Source organism: Variovorax sp. 38R, from assembly GCF_014843395.1.
GTDB classification, from domain to species: Bacteria; Pseudomonadota; Gammaproteobacteria; order Burkholderiales; family Burkholderiaceae_C; genus Variovorax; species Variovorax paradoxus_H.
On the sequence record NZ_CP062121.1, the window covers coordinates 5,890,685 to 5,906,365 of the forward strand.

At 65.8% G+C, this 15,681-nt stretch carries 15 protein-coding genes; 5 read left to right on the top strand and 10 right to left on the bottom strand.

All coding sequences use genetic code 11. The annotated features are described in order from the left end of the window. The first annotated feature begins 16 nt into the window (after positions 1 to 16). Entirely contained in the window at positions 17 to 472 is a 456-nt protein-coding gene (locus tag IG196_RS27305) for a nuclear transport factor 2 family protein (RefSeq protein WP_192193816.1), read from the top strand. 85 nt (positions 473 to 557) lie between these two features. Here the strand turns inward: IG196_RS27305 and IG196_RS27310 are convergent, their stop codons facing one another. The 9 genes from IG196_RS27310 to IG196_RS27350 form a co-directional block, all read right to left on the bottom strand. Continuing rightward, on the bottom strand, positions 558 to 1,439 hold the full coding sequence (locus tag IG196_RS27310) for a hypothetical protein (RefSeq protein ID WP_192193817.1): 882 nt from the start codon (positions 1,437 to 1,439) through the stop codon (positions 558 to 560). 148 nt (positions 1,440 to 1,587) lie between these two features. Continuing rightward, on the bottom strand, positions 1,588 to 1,935 hold the full coding sequence (locus tag IG196_RS27315; protein WP_192193818.1) for a hypothetical protein: 348 nt from the start codon (positions 1,933 to 1,935) through the stop codon (positions 1,588 to 1,590). 124 nt (positions 1,936 to 2,059) lie between these two features. Further along, positions 2,060 to 2,908, bottom strand: coding sequence for a metallophosphoesterase (locus IG196_RS27320; protein WP_225616820.1), 849 nt, complete (start codon positions 2,906 to 2,908; stop codon positions 2,060 to 2,062). After that, entirely contained in the window at positions 2,909 to 4,039 is a 1,131-nt protein-coding gene (locus IG196_RS27325) for an acyl-CoA dehydrogenase family protein (RefSeq protein WP_192193819.1), read from the bottom strand. Positions 4,040 to 4,079: 40 nt separating this feature from the next. After that, on the bottom strand, positions 4,080 to 5,327 hold the full coding sequence (locus tag IG196_RS27330; protein WP_192193820.1) for a glutamate carboxypeptidase: 1,248 nt from the start codon (positions 5,325 to 5,327) through the stop codon (positions 4,080 to 4,082). A gap of 90 nt (positions 5,328 to 5,417) precedes the next feature. Then, positions 5,418 to 6,602: an acetyl-CoA C-acyltransferase gene (locus IG196_RS27335; protein WP_099793223.1), complete on the bottom strand. Its 1,185-nt coding sequence runs from the start codon at positions 6,600 to 6,602 to the stop codon at positions 5,418 to 5,420. A gap of 69 nt (positions 6,603 to 6,671) precedes the next feature. Then, a complete protein-coding gene (aceK, locus tag IG196_RS27340) occupies positions 6,672 to 8,492 on the bottom strand; it encodes a bifunctional isocitrate dehydrogenase kinase/phosphatase (RefSeq protein WP_192193821.1) in 1,821 nt (606 codons plus the stop codon). A 38-nt stretch (positions 8,493 to 8,530) separates the two neighbouring features. Further along, positions 8,531 to 9,274, bottom strand: a complete 744-nt coding sequence (can, locus tag IG196_RS27345; RefSeq protein WP_192193822.1) for a carbonate dehydratase — start codon at positions 9,272 to 9,274, stop codon at positions 8,531 to 8,533. A gap of 14 nt (positions 9,275 to 9,288) precedes the next feature. Then, positions 9,289 to 9,732, bottom strand: a complete 444-nt coding sequence (locus tag IG196_RS27350; protein WP_192193823.1) for a MerR family transcriptional regulator — start codon at positions 9,730 to 9,732, stop codon at positions 9,289 to 9,291. 94 nt (positions 9,733 to 9,826) lie between these two features. Here IG196_RS27350 and IG196_RS27355 point away from each other — a divergent pair, with 94 nt between their 5' ends. From IG196_RS27355 to IG196_RS27370, 4 genes are all read left to right on the top strand, one after another. After that, positions 9,827 to 10,885, top strand: a complete 1,059-nt coding sequence (locus tag IG196_RS27355; protein ID WP_192193824.1) for an MBL fold metallo-hydrolase — start codon at positions 9,827 to 9,829, stop codon at positions 10,883 to 10,885. A 23-nt stretch (positions 10,886 to 10,908) separates the two neighbouring features. After that, complete coding sequence (locus IG196_RS27360) at positions 10,909 to 12,225, top strand: leucine-rich repeat-containing protein kinase family protein (RefSeq protein WP_192193825.1); 1,317 nt, start codon at positions 10,909 to 10,911, stop codon at positions 12,223 to 12,225. Next, positions 12,222 to 13,139 (top strand): pseudouridine synthase, encoded by a 918-nt coding sequence (locus IG196_RS27365; protein ID WP_192193826.1) that lies wholly within the window; start codon positions 12,222 to 12,224, stop codon positions 13,137 to 13,139. Before IG196_RS27360 ends, IG196_RS27365 begins: the two co-directional genes overlap by 4 nt. 88 nt (positions 13,140 to 13,227) lie before the next feature. After that, positions 13,228 to 13,998: an SDR family oxidoreductase gene (locus IG196_RS27370; RefSeq protein ID WP_099793237.1), complete on the top strand. Its 771-nt coding sequence runs from the start codon at positions 13,228 to 13,230 to the stop codon at positions 13,996 to 13,998. Between the two features lie 708 nt (positions 13,999 to 14,706). Here the strand turns inward: IG196_RS27370 and IG196_RS27375 are convergent. Further along, complete coding sequence (locus IG196_RS27375; protein WP_225616821.1) at positions 14,707 to 15,681, bottom strand: M48 family metallopeptidase; 975 nt, start codon at positions 15,679 to 15,681, stop codon at positions 14,707 to 14,709.

The following is a 15,681-nucleotide window of genomic DNA, read 5'->3' on the forward strand; positions in this document are numbered from 1 at the left end:
GAAGGAGTGCACCACCATGACGAACGAAACCGGAACCCACCAGATTCAATCCGCAGCGCGAGAGCTGTTCGACCGCTATGAGCGCGAGTTCAATACGGGACTGACGGGCGAAGCCCACGTGGAGGCTGTCGCGGCGCTGTACGCGGAGGCTTTCATTGCCGCCTCACCCGCCGGTGTCTTCGCAGGCAAGAACGACGACGAACTCAGGAAGGTGTCCGTGCGGGGTTTCAAGCACTACCGCGAGACTGGGGTGCAACGGATGAACGTGCGCAGCCTCGATGTCTCGGTGATCGACGAACTCCACGGGCTCGCGCGCGTGGAATGGCGAGCGATCTACGAAGTCAACGGCTCGCAGAAAGTGATCGACTTCACCAATGTCTATCTGGTGCGGCTTGAAGGTTCCAGCGCGAAGGTGTTCGGGTGGATCACTGGCGATGAAGCTGAGGTGCTAAGGCAGCATGGCATTGGGTGAAGGGCTGCCGAGGGAGCGCCTGCGGCCCGAAGCGGGCCTTGGACTTTGAAACTCCCCCAAGCGCTCGTGCTGCGCCCCCCGTCTGCTACTTTGGGGTGTACGTCATCTTGACCGGGTAATCCTGCCACGAGAAGCCGCCCAGGGATTGCCTGCCTACTGCTTGGCCGCGAAGTGGGCCTTCCGCTGGAATCTCGAACTTGAGCCGCCGGTCGTAAGACTTGCCCGGCGTCGTGGTCTTCGTATTTTCGTAGAGCATGCAGGTCTCGTAGGCGCCGAGCAAAGTCGAGAGCGTATGCCTTCCGCCGTAGGTAAATTCTGTCGTCAGATCGTAGATCTGCTCGGGGTCTGGCGTAGCGGGTACACCACCTTTCGGCGTGAAGACGGAAACCCCCTTCATCCGGTATTTCCGAGTAACTACCTCATCCTTCTTCATGTTCAAGGGACGCGTGAGGGGCGGGTCGTAAACGATGGTGTCGGTCCGGGAGCCGGAAGAGTCGCTGTAGGTGAAGCGGCGGCCGTAGTGCACGACGTTCCCATCGATCAAGTCCGTGAACTCGGTATCGCTGAACGCAACCCGCTCAACGATGAGTCCATCTGATTTGGACGTGATGGCGATTGGAGTCACACCAGCGAATGGCTGACGTCCCTCAAGCTTGTAGTAAACCTTGTCGGCACCAAGCGCTGGCTCAAGGATAAGGTTCCGATTGAACTCCGCTTCCAGAACGGTTCCCTCATGGAAATCTGCTTCGTTGGTGCACGCGGCGGCAGTGGGCGCCTCCGGAGCGGGCGGGGAGACGGGTGGACCAGGAGGCGGCGCTGGTGGATTGCCCCCGCTTGAGGGCGGAGGTGCCACTGGCAGCAAAGGCAGCCCCCCGCCGCCTCCTCCCCCGCCTCCCCCTCCACCGCATGCGGCAAGCATCACGACCACGCCGAGCATGACTGCTGTAAGACTTTTAACTCCACTCATCAAACTCTCTCCTCACTTGTTGTGTAGTCCAAATCTTACGAGGGAAAAGTTACGCTCACGATCGTTCCGATCGCTCGGTTCATGCCAGTTCGGCAACCGTTGTTTGATGCCCAGAGTTGCGCAGGACGCAAGCCCCTGCGAAGTGTTCCTACTCGTCCAACGCTTCGCACTGCGCTTCAATCCGCGCATGCAGAAGCCCCAGCGAGACCGCAAGAAACCGCTGCAGCGAACTGCGCTGACATGCATCGAAAAGCGGAGCGGCGTCTGCCTCAGAAGAAGCGGCGTCACACCGATCTTCGTCCCAGTCGAGCAACTGCACCAACGTCTGAGCGCCCTGCACCACGTCGCGCGCATCGTTGAGGAAAGCAGCGTGGCTTTGCAGTGAAGGAGGTAACCGTTCGCCTTGCACCCATTCGAAGGGTTTGAACTGGGCGGTGGAACGGGAAGACGCACAGGAACAACTGGCGTCGGTGACTGCGCTTGAAGCATTGGCCATAGGCCTCCAAGGATTGCTGCGCAGGATGTCAGCGGGCTGCTAAACCCGGCCCTGCACATCACAAGGCGACGGCAATTTAAGCGGTCTCGAAGAGGCCCGTCAAGCTCCAGCGATTGGCACCACCCTACCGAAACATCACCCACTCAGGCCGCATGTTGAACCGCACCGGCAGGATGCTCACGCCGAGCCCGCTGGTCACGTACATCCGCTTGTTGTCCTTGTGCGCGATCCAGCCATAGGCCCACTCCCGCGGCGCACGCCCGGGCACCACGAGCGCACCGTAGCCCGGCACGCTGATCTGCCCGCCGTGCGTGTGCCCCGCCACCACGAGGCCTCGCGTGCGCGGCATGCCGGCGAAGCTGAAGGGGTCGTGCATCATGACCAGCGTGGCGGCGCCGGGTGGCACGCCGGCCAGGGCCTTGTCGGGTTGTGAATGGCCGGTGGAGTCGTCGCCGATGCCGACCACCCAGAGGTCGTGCCCGGGCAGGCGCACCGAGGCGTTCTCCAGCACGCGGATGCCCTGCGCGGACAAGGCCTTGGCGGTGCGTTCGCCGTCGTGCCACCAGTCGTGGTTGCCGAGCACCGCGTACACGCCCTGCGGCGCCTTCAGGCGGCCGAGCACGGCGGCCATGGCTTCGATGGAAAAGTCTTCGTCGTCGCCGGAGCCCGCAAGAAAGTCGCCGGGCAGCAGGATCACGTCGGGCTGCGCTGCGTTGATCTGGTCGACGATGGTCGCGGCGCGGTCGGCGCTGGTCACGCGCCACAGCGAGCGCGTGCTGAGGTGCCAGTCGCTCGCCACGGCGACCTTCAGGCCGGCCGGCGGTTGCCACTGCGCCGAGCCCAAGGGCTCGACACGCGCGGCCACCCAGCGCGGCTCGATGACGAAGCTCCAGGCGGCCAGCGCCGCGAGCACGAGTGCCGCGGCGATCGAGCCCCAGGGTCGGCCGCGGCGCCGGCTCACGTGATCAGGCAATCACGCCAGCGCGCGTTGAATCAGCAGCTTCTGGATGTCCGACGTGCCTTCGTAGATCTGGCACACGCGCACGTCGCGGTAGATGCGCTCCAGCGGAAAGTCGTTCACGTAGCCGTAGCCGCCCAGGGTCTGGATGGCGGCGCTGCACACGCGCTCGGCCATCTCGCTGGCGAAGAGCTTGGCCATGGCGGCTTCTTTCAGGCAGGGCCGGCCGGCGTCGCGCAGGCTGGCGGCGTGCCAGATGAGCTGGCGCGCGGCTTCGATCTGCGTGGCGCAGTCGGCGAGACGAAAGCCCACGGCCTGCTGGTCGAAGATGGCGCCGCCGAAGGCCTGGCGTTCCTTGGCGTAGGCCACGGCCACGTCGAACGCGCTGCGGGCCATGCCCACGCTTTGCGCGGCGATGCCGATGCGGCCGCCTTCGAGTGCGCCGAGCGCGATCTTGTAGCCCTCGCCTTCGGCGCCGATGAGGTTCTCGGCCGGGATGCGGCAGCTGTCGAAGTTGATCTGCGCGGTGTCGCTGCTGTGCTGGCCGAGCTTGTCTTCGAGGCGCGCGACGTTGTAGCCCGGCGCGTCGGTGGGCACGATGAACGCGCTCATGCCGCGCTTGCCCGCGCCCTTGTCGGTCACCGCGATGACGATGGCGACCTGGCCGTTCTTGCCGCTGGTGATGAACTGCTTGACGCCGTCGATCACGTAGCCGTCGCCGTCCTTGCGCGCGGTGGTGCGCAGGCTCGAGGCATCGCTGCCGGCCTGCGGCTCGGTGAGGCAGAAGGCGCCGAGCATCTGGCCCTGGGCCAGCGGCTCGAGCCACTTCTTTTTCTGCTGCGCGTTGCCGTAACGCATGAGGATGGCGTTGACAGGGCAGTTGGTGACGCTGATGGCGGTGCTGGTGCCGCCGTCGCCGGCGGCGATTTCTTCGAGCACGAGCGCGAGCGTGAGGTAGTCGAGGCCGGCTCCGCCATGCTCCTCGGGCACGCAGATGCCGTAGGCGCCCAGCGCGGCCAGGCCCTGGTGCACTTCCTTCGGAAAGCTGTGGTCGCGGTCCCACTTCGGGGCGTGGGGCCAGATCTCGGCCTGCGAAAAATCGCGCACGGCGTCGCGGATGGCTTCCTGGTCTGCGCTGAGCAGCATGGCGTTGTCTCCGGTTCTTTGTTGTCGGTGGGTGCGCGGCTTACTTGCCGGCGCCCAGGTCCATGATCAAGCGCGCGGCCATGTACAGGCGGCGCGGAATGGCGCTGATGTCGACGTACTCGGCCTTGTCGCTGTGGTAGCCGAAGCCGGGCAGGCCCAGGCTTTCGATCACGGGCTTGCCCGAGAGCGCTGCGTAGGCTGCGTCGGTGCCACCGCCGGTGCGCTCTTCGACGCCCACGCTGCCGCCGGCTTCCTTGTAGAAGACCACGGCCTTGTCGACCAGCTTCTTGCCGCCCTCGCCCGCGTTGAAGGCCGGACGGCCGCGCGTGACGAGCACCTTGACGTCGGCCTCGGGCAGCTTTTTCTGCTGCGCCTTTTCTTCGAGGGTCTTCATGGCGGCATCGAAGTCTTCGTTGCGTGCGTAGCGCACGTCGGCGTTCAGCGTGGCGCTGGCCGGAATGATGTTCGACACGTTGCCGGCCTTGGCGATGGTCCAGTTGAAGCGCAGGTTCTTCGACTTGTCGTCGATGCTCATGGTGCGCAGCACGAGGTCGGATGCTTCGACCAATGCGTTCACGCCCAGCTCGGGGGCGGCGCCCGCATGCGAGGCCTTGCCGGTGATGTTGACCTGCACGTAGGCGATGCCCGAGGTGCCGAGCGACATCTTTTCGTCGCCAGCGCTGGTGGGCTCGAACGAGAGCACGTAGTCGGCCAGCTTGGCTTCTTCCTGGATCAGGTCGCGCGAGCCGAAGGAGCCTTTTTCTTCGTCGGTGTTGAACAGCACGGTGAGGGTGCCGTAGTCGCGCACGCCGTAGTCTTTCAGCAGCTTGAGCGTGTGCAGGATGACGGCGTTGCCGCCCTTGTCGTCGGCGATGCCGGGGCCGTAGGCCTTGTCGCCTTCGACACGGAACGGCGCCTTGGCGAGCGTGCCCTTGGTGTACACGGTGTCCATGTGCGACATGAGCAGCAGGTTCTTGCCGCCGCGGCCCTTGAGCTTGCCGACGATGTTGTCGCCGACCACGAGGCCGGCCGACTTGCTGCGCGTGACGGTGAAGCCGAGGTTCTTCAGCTCGCCTTCGAGGTACGCGCCGGCGGCGGCCATGCCTTCGGCGTCACCGGTGCCGGTCTCGATGTTGACGAGCTTCTCGAGCGTCTTGATCACCGCCGGCTGCTCATCGGTGGCGGCCTGGAACAGCACGTTGTCGCGCTTCTGGGCCCAGGCGCCACCCGCCACGAAGGCGGTAGCGAGCACGGCGGCAACGGCGGTACGGTGAAGGGATGGGCGCATGAAATCTCCTGCTCTACGCATGGTTCTGTTTGAAATGTCCGGGGTGGAAACCGGCCGGCGCCCTCTCCCGGGCGCCGGCGGCTCCTGGCGTTATAGCAATTCGAGCGCGACCGCGGTGCCTTCGCCGCCGCCGATGCACAGCGTGGCGACGCCGCGCTTCTTGCCGCGCGCCTTCAGCGCGTGCAGCAGCGTGACCATGATGCGCGCGCCGCTGGCGCCGATGGGGTGGCCCAGCGCGCAGGCGCCGCCGTTCACGTTGACGATGTCGTGCGACACGTCGAGCTCGTGCATGAGGGCCATGGGCACGACGGCGAAGGCTTCGTTCACTTCCCACAGGTCGACGTCCTTCACGGTCCAACCGGTCTTGGCGAACAGCTTCTGCACGGCACCGACCGGCGCGGTGGCGAACCACTCGGGCTGCTGCGCGTGCGTGGCGTGGCCGACGATGCGCGCCAGCGGCTTGGCGCCGATCTTCTTGGCGTGCGACTCGGTCATCATGACCAACGCGGCCGCGCCGTCGTTGATCGACGAGCTCGATGCGGCGGTGATGGTGCCGTTTTCTTTCTTGAACGCGGGCTTGAGCGTGGGGATCTTGTCGAGCTTGACCTTGCCCGGGCCTTCGTCGATGGAGATGACGGTGTCGCCGCCGCGGCCCTTCACGGTGACGGGCGTGATCTCGTCCTTGAAGGCGCCCGATTCGGTGGCGGCCTTGGCGCGCTGCACGCTGGCGATGGCGAAGGCGTCTTGCTGCTCGCGCGTGAAGTTGTACTTGGCGGCGCAGTCTTCGCCGAAGGTGCCCATGGAGCGGCCCGGCTGGTAGGCGTCTTCGAGGCCGTCGAGCATCATGTGGTCATAGATCTTGTCGTGGCCCATGCGGTAGCCGCCGCGGCCCTTGAGCATGAGGTAGGGCGCATTGGTCATGCTTTCCATGCCGCCCGCCACGATGACGTCGTGCGTGCCGGCCAGCAGCAGGTCATGCGCGAGCATCGCGGCCTTCATGGCCGAGCCGCACATCTTGCTGAGCGTGACGGCGCCCGCGCTGTCGGGCAGCCCGCCCTTGTAGGCCGCCTGGCGCGCCGGAGCCTGGCCCTGGCCGGCCATGAGGCAGTTGCCGAACAGCACTTCACCCACGCTCTCGGGCGCGATGCCCGCGCGCTCGACGGCGGCCTTGATGGCGGCGCCGCCCAGGTCGTGCGCGGAGAGGGACGAAAAGTCGCCCTGGAAGCCGCCCATGGGGGTGCGTGCGGCGCCGACGATGACGATGGATTCGGACATGGAGGTCTCCTTCAGGAATGTGAAAGTGAAGTCAAAAACAAAACGAAAACGGAATCGGGGAACGGGCGGTCAGAAATGCGTCGCGTGGCCTTCGTGCTGGAAGCGTTGCGACTCTTCGTAAGGGAACACATCGAGCATCTGGCCGGCCTGGATGCGTTCCTTGTGGTGCTGCCAGAAGGCGGCGTCGAGCAGGTCGGCGTGGTGCGCCATGAAGGCGGCGCGCACGTCGCTGTTGCCGAGCAGAAAGGGCTCGAAGGTTTCGGGGAACACGTCTTTCGGGCCGACCGAGTACCAGACCTCGCCGCTCATCTCTTCTTCTTCGTTGCGCGGCGTGGGCACCTTGCGAAACTTGCAGTCGGTGACGTATTCGATTTCGTCGTAGTCGTAGAACACGACCTTGCCGCCGCGCGTGACGCCGAAGTTCTTCCACAGCATGTCGCCCGGGAAGATGTTGGCGGCGACCATGTCCTTGATCGCGTTGCCGTACTCGATGACCGCGTGCTCCAGCTGGTCTTTGGCGCGCTTGGCATGGGCCGGGCTCTCGGGGTGGGCCAGCGTGTCGAAGGCTTCCTGCAGGTAGATGTTCAGCGGGATCATGCGGCGCTCGATGTAGACGTGCTTGAGCACGACCTCCATCTCCCCGTTGCCGTCGCGGTCGCCGATCTCGAGCTGGCTGGGCGCGAACTTGCGAATCTCTTCGATGAGCTCGGGCTCGAAGCGGTCGAGCGGAAAACCCACATTGCTGTACTCGAGCGTGTCGGCCATGCGGCCCACGCGGTCGTGCTGCTTCACAAGCATGTACTTGCCCTTGATCTGCTCGCGCGTGGTGTCCTTCTGCGGCGGATAAAAGTCTTTGATGACCTTGAACACGAACGGGAACGACGGCAGGTCGAACACCAGCATGACCATGCCCTTGATGCCGGGCGCGATGCGGAAGCGGTCGCTCGAGTAGTTCAGGTGCGAAAGGAAGTCGCGGTAGAACAGCGTCTTGCCCTGCTTGGCCAGGCCGAGCGCGTTGTAGATTTCGGCGCGCGGCTTGCGCGGCATGAGCGAGCGCAAAAATTGCACCCAGGCCGAGGGCACTTCCATGTCGACCATGAAGTAGGCGCGCGCAAAGCTGAACAACATCTGCAGGTCGTCTTCGCCGAACAGCGCCGCATCGATGTAGAACTTGCCGTGGGCGTCGTGCAGGAGGGGCAGCGAGAACGGAATCTCGGTGAAGCCGTTCATGATCTTGCCGACCACGTACGCGCCCTTGTTCCGGTAGAACAGCCCCGACAGCACCTGCAGCTGGAAGTTGGCGCGCAGCTTGACCTGGTGAAAGCGGTTCAGGATGACGTGCGCCACGCGCTCGGCATCGCGCCGCTTGTTGGCGTAGCTGCCCTGCAGCGCGAAGTCGTCGAGCATCTGCTCGATGATGTCGGGCAGCGTGGCCTGCGACGGGTAGTACGGCCGGTAGGTCGGTGCGCCGCGCGGCTCGATGTACTCGGTGCTGATGGCCGGGCGCACGAAGATGAAGTCGTTCTGGAAGTACGCGCGGTGCAGGATCTTCGTGGTGACCGAGTTGAAGAAACTCTCGGCCAGCTCGGGCTGGTGGTGGTTCACCAGCAAGCCGATGAAGTGCAGCTTGACCTGGTGCCAGACCTCCATGGGCTGGTCGCCGGCCTTGAACTCTTTTTCGAGCCGGGCCACGGCCTCGTTCACGCGCAGGTCGTAGAACTCGATGCGCTCGCGCTGCGCGCGCTGCTGGCCGTGCCAGTCAGCCGTTTCAAAGCGGTGCTTGGCGCGCGCCGATTCGGCGCGGAACAGCCGGTAGTGCCGGTTGAACCCGTCGATCATCGCCTTCGCGATGTCGTAGGCCAGCGGCGAATCGAGGCGCTGCGGGAACATGGCGACGGTACCGACGGTGGTGGCGGCGGTAAGTTCGCTCAGGCGACGGGCGGGGTCTCTGCGCTCTTTACGCTTTCGGTGCCATCGGCACCGGCCAGCGCCGACGGCGAGGCGCCTGCCGGCTTGCTCCACTTGTAGCGAATGCGCTGCACGGCGGCCTTGTAGATGGCGTCGAGCGGCTTGTCGCCCTCGACACTCAGGCCGAGGTCTTGCAAGAGGCCGTCATGCACGCCGAAGGTCCAGCCGTGGATGCGCACCTTCTGGCCGCGCGCCCAGGCATCGACCATGACGGTGCTGACGGCCACGTTGACCACCTGCTCGGCCACGTTCAGTTCGCACAGCGCATCGACGCGCACGTCTTCGGGCAGGCTGTCGAGCATGACGCTGTGGCGGTCGCGCACGTCCTGGATGTGGCGGATCCAGTTGTCGGCCAGGCCGATGCGCTTGCCGCTGAGCGCAGCCTTGACGCCGGCGCAGCCGTAGTGGCCCACGACCATGATGTGCTCGACCTTCAGGTGCTCGACCGCGAACTGGATCGCCGAGAGCGCGTTGAGGTCGGAGTGCACCACGATGTTGGCGACGTTGCGGTGCACGAACACTTCACCCGGCTCCAGGCCGGTGATCTGGTTGGCGGGCACGCGGCTGTCGGAACAGCCGATCCACATGTAGCGCGGCGTCTGCTGCTTGACGAGGCCGGTGAAGAAGCCGGGCCGGTCACGCTCCATCTGGGCGGACCAGGCACGGTTGTGGGCAAAGAGGTCGTCGAGGTTGTCTGAGGACATGGTGGGCTATTTTGTCAGTGAGTCGTTGTGTCGGGCGTGCATTCGCCGCCGGGGGCGTCCTTGCTGGCCTTGACGGCCTTCTGCGCCTTGACCAGCGTGGCGCGGCCCTTTTTTTCGTGCTCTCGCACTTCGGCGAGGTTGGCCTGCAGCTCGGCCAGCTGCGCCTCGAGCTGTGCGCGGTGCGAGCCGAGCACGCCGAGAAATTTTTCCAGCTGCGGCACGGTGTCGCGCGGGCTGTCGTACATGTCCAGGATGTCTTTCGCCTCGACCAGCGTCAGGCCCAGGCGCTTGGCGCGCAGGGTGAGCGTGAGCCGTGCCCGGTCGCGCGCGCTGTACACGCGCTGCAGGCCGGCCCGCTCCGGCGACAGCAGGCCCATGTCTTCATAGAAGCGGATGGCGCGCGTCGTGAGGTCGAACTCCTTGGCGAGCTGGCTGATGGTGAAGGTCTGCGCGGGCATGGGCGGCAAGGGTTGCGGGGGCGACAGCAGGTTGGTGGCGCATTCTTTACAATGAAGCCTCAACCCATGACGTTTACGTAAACGTCAATCATACATGAACCTCCTCGAACGCGAACTCCACTACCCCCTGGGCGACACCCTGCCCGCCGCCGGCGAAGCACTGGAAGTGGCGCCCGGCGTGCGCTGGATCCGCATGCGGCTGCCCTTTGCGCTGGACCACATCAACCTCTGGCTGCTGCGCGACACGATCGACGGCGTCGAGGGCTGGACGGTGGTCGACTGCTGCATTGCGCACGACGAGGCCCGCGCGCAGTGGGAGCAGATCTTCGAGACCCAGCTGCAGGGCCTGCCAATCCTGCGCGTGATCGTGACCCACATGCACCCCGACCACATCGGCCTGGCCGACTGGCTGTGCAAGCGCTGGAACGTGCCGCTGTGGATCAGCGCCACCGACTACCACGTGGCACGCGTGCTGTGCAGCGCCGGCGACACGCTCGCGGGCGGCGATGCGGCGGCCGACTTCTTCGTCTCGCACGGGCTGAGCAATCCCGAGTCGATCGCCAAGATCCGCGCGCGCAGCAGCTACTACACGAACATGGTGCCCGCTGTGCCCGACCGCTACGTGCGCATGATGGACGGCGACATCGTCACCATCGGCGGGCGCGAGTGGCGCTGCATCAGCGGCTACGGCCACGCGCCCGAGCACATCGCGCTGTACTGCGCCGAGCCGAAGCTGCTGCTGGGCGGGGACATGATGCTGCCGCGCATCTCGACCAACGTGAGCGTGCACGCGGGCGAGCCCGAGGCCAATTCGCTGCGCCTGTTCCTGGACAGCATCGACAAGTTCAAGGCCCTGCCGGCCGACACGCTGGGCCTGCCCTCGCACGGCAAGCCCTTCACCGGCATCCACCGCCGCGTCGACCAGCTGCAGGAGCACCACCGCGACCGCCTGGCCGAGCTGCTCGAAGCCTGCCTCGCGCGCCCGATCACGGCGTCGGAGGGCCTGCCGATCCTGTTCAAGCGCGAGCTCGACCTGCACCAGATCACCTTCGCCATGGGCGAGACCGTGGCCCACCTGCACCTGCTGTGGTTCTCGGGGCAGGTGAAGCGCACGCTCGATGCCGACGGCATCTACCGCTTCGGCGCCAGGTAGCTTCGGCTGGGTAGACTTCCCGCATGGACACGCTGGCTGAGCTGCGCGCCGGCCGGCTGGCTGGCGCACGACGACTGGACCTCTCGTGCGGACTCACCGAGTTCCCGCGCGAGATTTTTGCGCTCGCCGATACCCTCGAAACGCTGAACCTCACGGGCAATGCGCTCAGCACATTGCCCGATGACCTCGGCCGCCTGCACAAGCTGCGCGTGCTGTTCTGCTCCGACAACCGCTTCACCGAACTGCCGGCCTCCCTCGGCCAGTGCCGCCAGCTCGACATCGTGGGCTTCAAGGCCAACCGCATCGCCCATGTGCCGGCCGAGGCGCTGCCGCCCTCGCTGCGCTGGCTGATCCTGACCGACAACGCCATCGAGGCATTGCCCGACACGCTCGGCGACTGCACCCGCATGCAGAAGCTGATGCTGGCCGGCAACCGCCTGCGCGCGCTGCCGCCATCGGTGGCCCGCTGCCGGCAGATCGAGCTGCTGCGCCTGTCGGCCAACCGCTTCGAGGCGCTGCCCGAGTGGCTGCACACGTTGCCGCGCCTGGCCTGGCTGGCCTGCGCGGGCAACCCGTTCGACGCACCGACCGAAGACGCGGCCATCGACGCGCCCACCGTGCCGCACGTCGACTGGCGCGACCTCACGCTCGGCCCGAAGCTCGGTGAAGGCGCCTCGGGCGTGATCCACCGCGCCACGCTGGCCACACCGGACGACACCGCCCTGCCCGTGGCGGTGAAGCTGTTCAAGGGCGCCGTCACCAGCGATGGCTGGCCGCACAGCGAGATGGCGGCCAGCATCGCGGCCGGCGCACACCCGACGCTGATCGCCGCGCAAGGCCGCATCGACGGCCACCCCGACGGCACCGAAGGTCTGGTGATGGCACTGGTGCCGCCGTCGTTCATCACCCTGGCCGGGCCGCCGAGCCTGGCCTCGTGCACCCGCGACGTCTATGCCGACGATGCGCACTGGTCCGCCGGCACCGCACTGCGCATCGCGCGCGACATCGCGGCGGCCATGGCGCACCTGCACGCGCGCGGCCTGCTGCATGGCGACCTGTACGCCCACAACATCCTGTGGCACGCGGAGGACGGCGGGCGGCTCGGCGACTTCGGCGCAGCCTGGATGACCGGCGCGCTCGACCCTGCGCATGCGAAGGCGCTGCAAGGCGTGGAGATGCGCGCCTTCGGCTGCTTGCTCGAAGAGCTGGCCGAGCGCTGTGACGATGCGGCTTCTTCTTCGCCCTTGACCACGCTCGCGGCGCGCTGCCTGCAGCCGGAGGTGGCGGCACGGCCGTCGTTCGCCGAGCTGCTGTCGGTGCTGGACGCCGCCGCACCATGACGCGCCCCCGCTTCGTCGTCCCGATGCCCACGCGCGACGGCGTGAGCCCGAGTTGTGTCTCGCTGCCGTACGGCCCCTGGCCCACCATCGCCGACTTTCTCGCCGAGCGCTTTCCCGCCATCTCGCGCGAGGCCTGGCTCTCGCGCATTGAGGCGAACGACGTGTGCGACGAGCACGGTGTGCCCGTCACCGCCACGCGCCGTTATGAATCGCCGCTGCGCGTGTACTACTACCGCGCGCTCGACGCCGAGACGCCCATCCCTTTTGAAGAGCAGGTGCTGCACCAGGACGACGACCTCGTGGTGGTCGACAAGCCGCCCTTCGTGCCCGTCACGCCCACCGGCAAGTACGTGCAGCAGAGCCTGCTGGTGCGCCTGAAGCGCAAGCTCGGCCTGGACGACCTCGTGCCGCTGCACCGCATCGACCGCAACACCTCGGGGCTGGTGCTGTTCTCGGTGCGCCCCGAGACGCGCGGCATCTACCAGGCGATGTTCCCCGAGCGGCGCATCGACAAGCACTACGAGGCGGTCGTGCCGTGGCACGAGGGCGTGTCGTCGGTGCCCGCCGTGTACCGCAGCCGGCTGGTGGACGACGACCATTTCATGCGCATGCGCGAAGCGCCCGGCGAGCCGAACTCCGAGACCCGCATCGTGCTGCGCGAGGCCCGCGACGGCCATGCGCTGCTGGAGCTTTCACCCGTCACCGGCCGCAAGCACCAGCTGCGCGTGCATTGCCAGGCGCTGGGCCTGCCGATCGTGAACGACCCGTTCTATCCCACGCTGCAGCCCGCGGGGAACGACGACTTCGACAAGCCGCTGCAGCTGCTGGCCCGGTCGCTGGCCTTCATCGACCCGCTGAGCGGCGCCTTGCGCACCTTCGAGAGCCCTCGCCGGCTGGCGCTGCCTGCCGCCTAGGTGACGCAGCGCGGGCGGATCGCGCACTAAGCTTTCTCCTGACGGGAATTGAACTTCCTCTCTTCCACCACTCAGGAGACAAACGCACATGGACACCACCCAACTCTTCTCGTTGAAGGGCCGCAGCGCCTTGATCACCGGCGGCTCGCGCGGCATCGGTCGCATGATTGCGGAGGGCTTTCTGGCGCAGGGCGCTCGCGTGTACATCTCGGCGCGCAAGGCTGCGGCTTGCGATCAGACGGCGAAGGAGCTGTCGGCGTTTGGGCATTGCGTTTCGTTGCCGGCGGATGTGTCTACGCTCGAGGGGGCGCAGGCGTTGGTCGATGCTTATGCGAAGCATGAAGGGTCGCTGGATATTCTGGTCAACAACGCTGGGGCTGCTTGGGGGGCGCCGTATGAGGAGTTTCCTGAGAGTGGGTGGGACAAGGTGGTTGATCTGAACCTGAAGACGCCGTTCTTCCTGACGAAGGCGTTGACGCCGATGCTCAAGAAGGCTGCTACGGATCATTTGTCTAAGGTGATCAACATTGCTTCTATTGACGGGATTTCTGTGAATCCGCAGGAGACTTATTCGTATGCGGCTAGCAAGGCGGGGTTGATCCAGCTGACGCGCCGCATGGCGCTGCGCCTCGCGCAGGATCGCATCGTGGTCAGCGCAATTGCGCCGGGGGCGTTTGCTTCGGACATGAACAAGGATGCGCGCGACCACGGCGATGAGGTCAAAGGCCGCATTCCCGCTGGCCGCATTGGTACGCCTGAGGACATGGCTGGGGCGGCTATTTTTCTGGCATCGCGGGCTGGGGACTATGTGATGGGCTCGACGCTGGTGGTGGACGGCGGCGTCACGCACGCTCGCTGATCTTCTTGAGTTCCGAGGCCGGGTCTCGGCCCGGCGGCCGACCTACTTTTCTTTGCTTCGCCAAAGAAACGTAGACAAAAGAAAGGCGACCCTGCTGTCTGCGTCCCTTCGCTTCGCTACGGGCAACCTGCGGTGCTCACGTTTCGCGGGGTCTCGCCCAAACTCGCTTCGCTCAAACAAGGGCGAGCCCTGATCCGCGAAACGCTGCGCTCCTCGGCGCATACAGAAGGGGTTGGGATACCGACGGGCCATCACTTCGCTCGGCCACCAAGCCGCCGCAGGCGCTTCGCGCCTGCGGCGGCTTGGCATTGGGAGTGGCATTGGCCTGGGCATGAGCACAAGCACGGACAGAAGTGCAGGTGCAGGTGCAGGTGCAGGTGCGAGAGCGAGAGCGAGAGCGAGAGCTCGCGGTGGCCTCCTGCTATTAGAAGTTCCCAGGCCGAGCGAAGCAAAGGCCCGCTCGGTATCGAAGCCCCTCTGTATGCGCCGAGGAGCGCAGCGTTTCGCGGATCAGGGCTCGCAGCTGTTTGAGCGAAGCGAGTTCTGCGAGACCCCGCGAAACGCGAGCACCGCAGGTTGCCCGTAGCGAAGCGAAGGGTCGCAGACAGTGGGGTCGCCTTTTCTTTGCTTACTTTCTTTTGGCGAAGCAAAAGAAAGTAAGTCCGCCGCCGGGCGGAACTCCCGGCCTCGGGAAGCAAACAAGAAAGATCAGCCCCACCGAGGCACAGCCTCATCCTTCAACTGCTGCCGCAGCACCCCATAGTCAGGCACAACACTCTCCACGGTCTCCCAAAACCGATGCGAGTGATCCATCACCCGCAGATGCGCCAGCTCATGCGCCACAACGTAGTCGATCACAGGCAGGCGGAAGTGAATCAATCGCCAGTTCAACCGAATCGACCCATCCGCACTCGCACTCCCCCACCGCGTAGCAGCATTGGACAGCGACAGCTTCTGCCATGACACCCCAAGCAGCGGCGCAAAGTGATCCAGCCGTTCAATGAACAGCTTCCTTGCCTGCCGCATCAACCAGGCCTGCGCCGCATCCCGAATCTGCGAAGGCGCCGCGTTCTGCGCCACAGCCAACCGCAAAGTGCGCGGCCCACCGCCTTCGACAGCGGGGTCGAGCGTGCCGCCAACGCTCGCGAAACCGTGCTTCGGATCGAGCCGGATCACCACCAGCTCGCCAAGAAAAGGAAACTCCGCCCCGTCTTCCCAAGCGATCCGCGTCGCCTCGACACGCGCATTGCGCTGCTGCGTCTCCGCCAGCTTGCGCAGAATCCAGTCGGCCTTCTCCCGCACTGCCGCATCGACATCGCGCAGCGTGACCCACCGCGGCGCACGCACCGACAAGCCTTCGGCGCCCACAAGAAAACCGATGGTCTTGCGCTGCCCCCGCTTGAACTCGTAGGCCACACGCGCCGACCCCAGCACCACTTCACGCGTCGCTTGTGGATGCGCGAAATTCGCCAGCGTCAACGTGTCGGCCAACGGCACCGCAGGACGCGAATCAACGGGCTCGATGGACAAAGGCGTGGCAGCCACCACCGACACGGGAGCAGCAGGCGGCACAGGCGCTGGTGCCTTCTTCCGCGACCGCCGCGGCGGAGCAGCAGCAGCAGGCGCCGGCGTGCTCCCCAGCCCCTCGAAGAGGTCCATCGTGAATTGCAGCATCCCCTGCAT

Bases quoted from the DNA above. Each gene is read 5' to 3' on its own strand.
- IG196_RS27305 (WP_192193816.1), top strand. From the start codon at position 17: ATGACGAACGAAACCGGAACCCACCAGATTCAATCCGCAGCGCGAGAG.
- IG196_RS27310 (WP_192193817.1), bottom strand. From the start codon at position 1,439: ATGAGTGGAGTTAAAAGTCTTACAGCAGTCATGCTCGGCGTGGTCGTG.
- IG196_RS27315 (WP_192193818.1), bottom strand. From the start codon at position 1,935: ATGGCCAATGCTTCAAGCGCAGTCACCGACGCCAGTTGTTCCTGTGCG.
- IG196_RS27325 (WP_192193819.1), bottom strand. From the start codon at position 4,039: ATGCTGCTCAGCGCAGACCAGGAAGCCATCCGCGACGCCGTGCGCGAT.
- IG196_RS27330 (WP_192193820.1), bottom strand. From the start codon at position 5,327: ATGCGCCCATCCCTTCACCGTACCGCCGTTGCCGCCGTGCTCGCTACC.
- IG196_RS27335 (WP_099793223.1), bottom strand. From the start codon at position 6,602: ATGTCCGAATCCATCGTCATCGTCGGCGCCGCACGCACCCCCATGGGC.
- aceK (WP_192193821.1), bottom strand. From the start codon at position 8,492: ATGTTCCCGCAGCGCCTCGATTCGCCGCTGGCCTACGACATCGCGAAG.
- can (WP_192193822.1), bottom strand. From the start codon at position 9,274: ATGTCCTCAGACAACCTCGACGACCTCTTTGCCCACAACCGTGCCTGG.
- IG196_RS27350 (WP_192193823.1), bottom strand. From the start codon at position 9,732: ATGCCCGCGCAGACCTTCACCATCAGCCAGCTCGCCAAGGAGTTCGAC.
- IG196_RS27355 (WP_192193824.1), top strand. From the start codon at position 9,827: ATGAACCTCCTCGAACGCGAACTCCACTACCCCCTGGGCGACACCCTG.
- IG196_RS27360 (WP_192193825.1), top strand. From the start codon at position 10,909: ATGGACACGCTGGCTGAGCTGCGCGCCGGCCGGCTGGCTGGCGCACGA.
- IG196_RS27365 (WP_192193826.1), top strand. From the start codon at position 12,222: ATGACGCGCCCCCGCTTCGTCGTCCCGATGCCCACGCGCGACGGCGTG.
- IG196_RS27370 (WP_099793237.1), top strand. From the start codon at position 13,228: ATGGACACCACCCAACTCTTCTCGTTGAAGGGCCGCAGCGCCTTGATC.
- IG196_RS27375 (WP_225616821.1), bottom strand. From the start codon at position 15,681: ATGCAGGGGATGCTGCAATTCACGATGGACCTCTTCGAGGGGCTGGGG.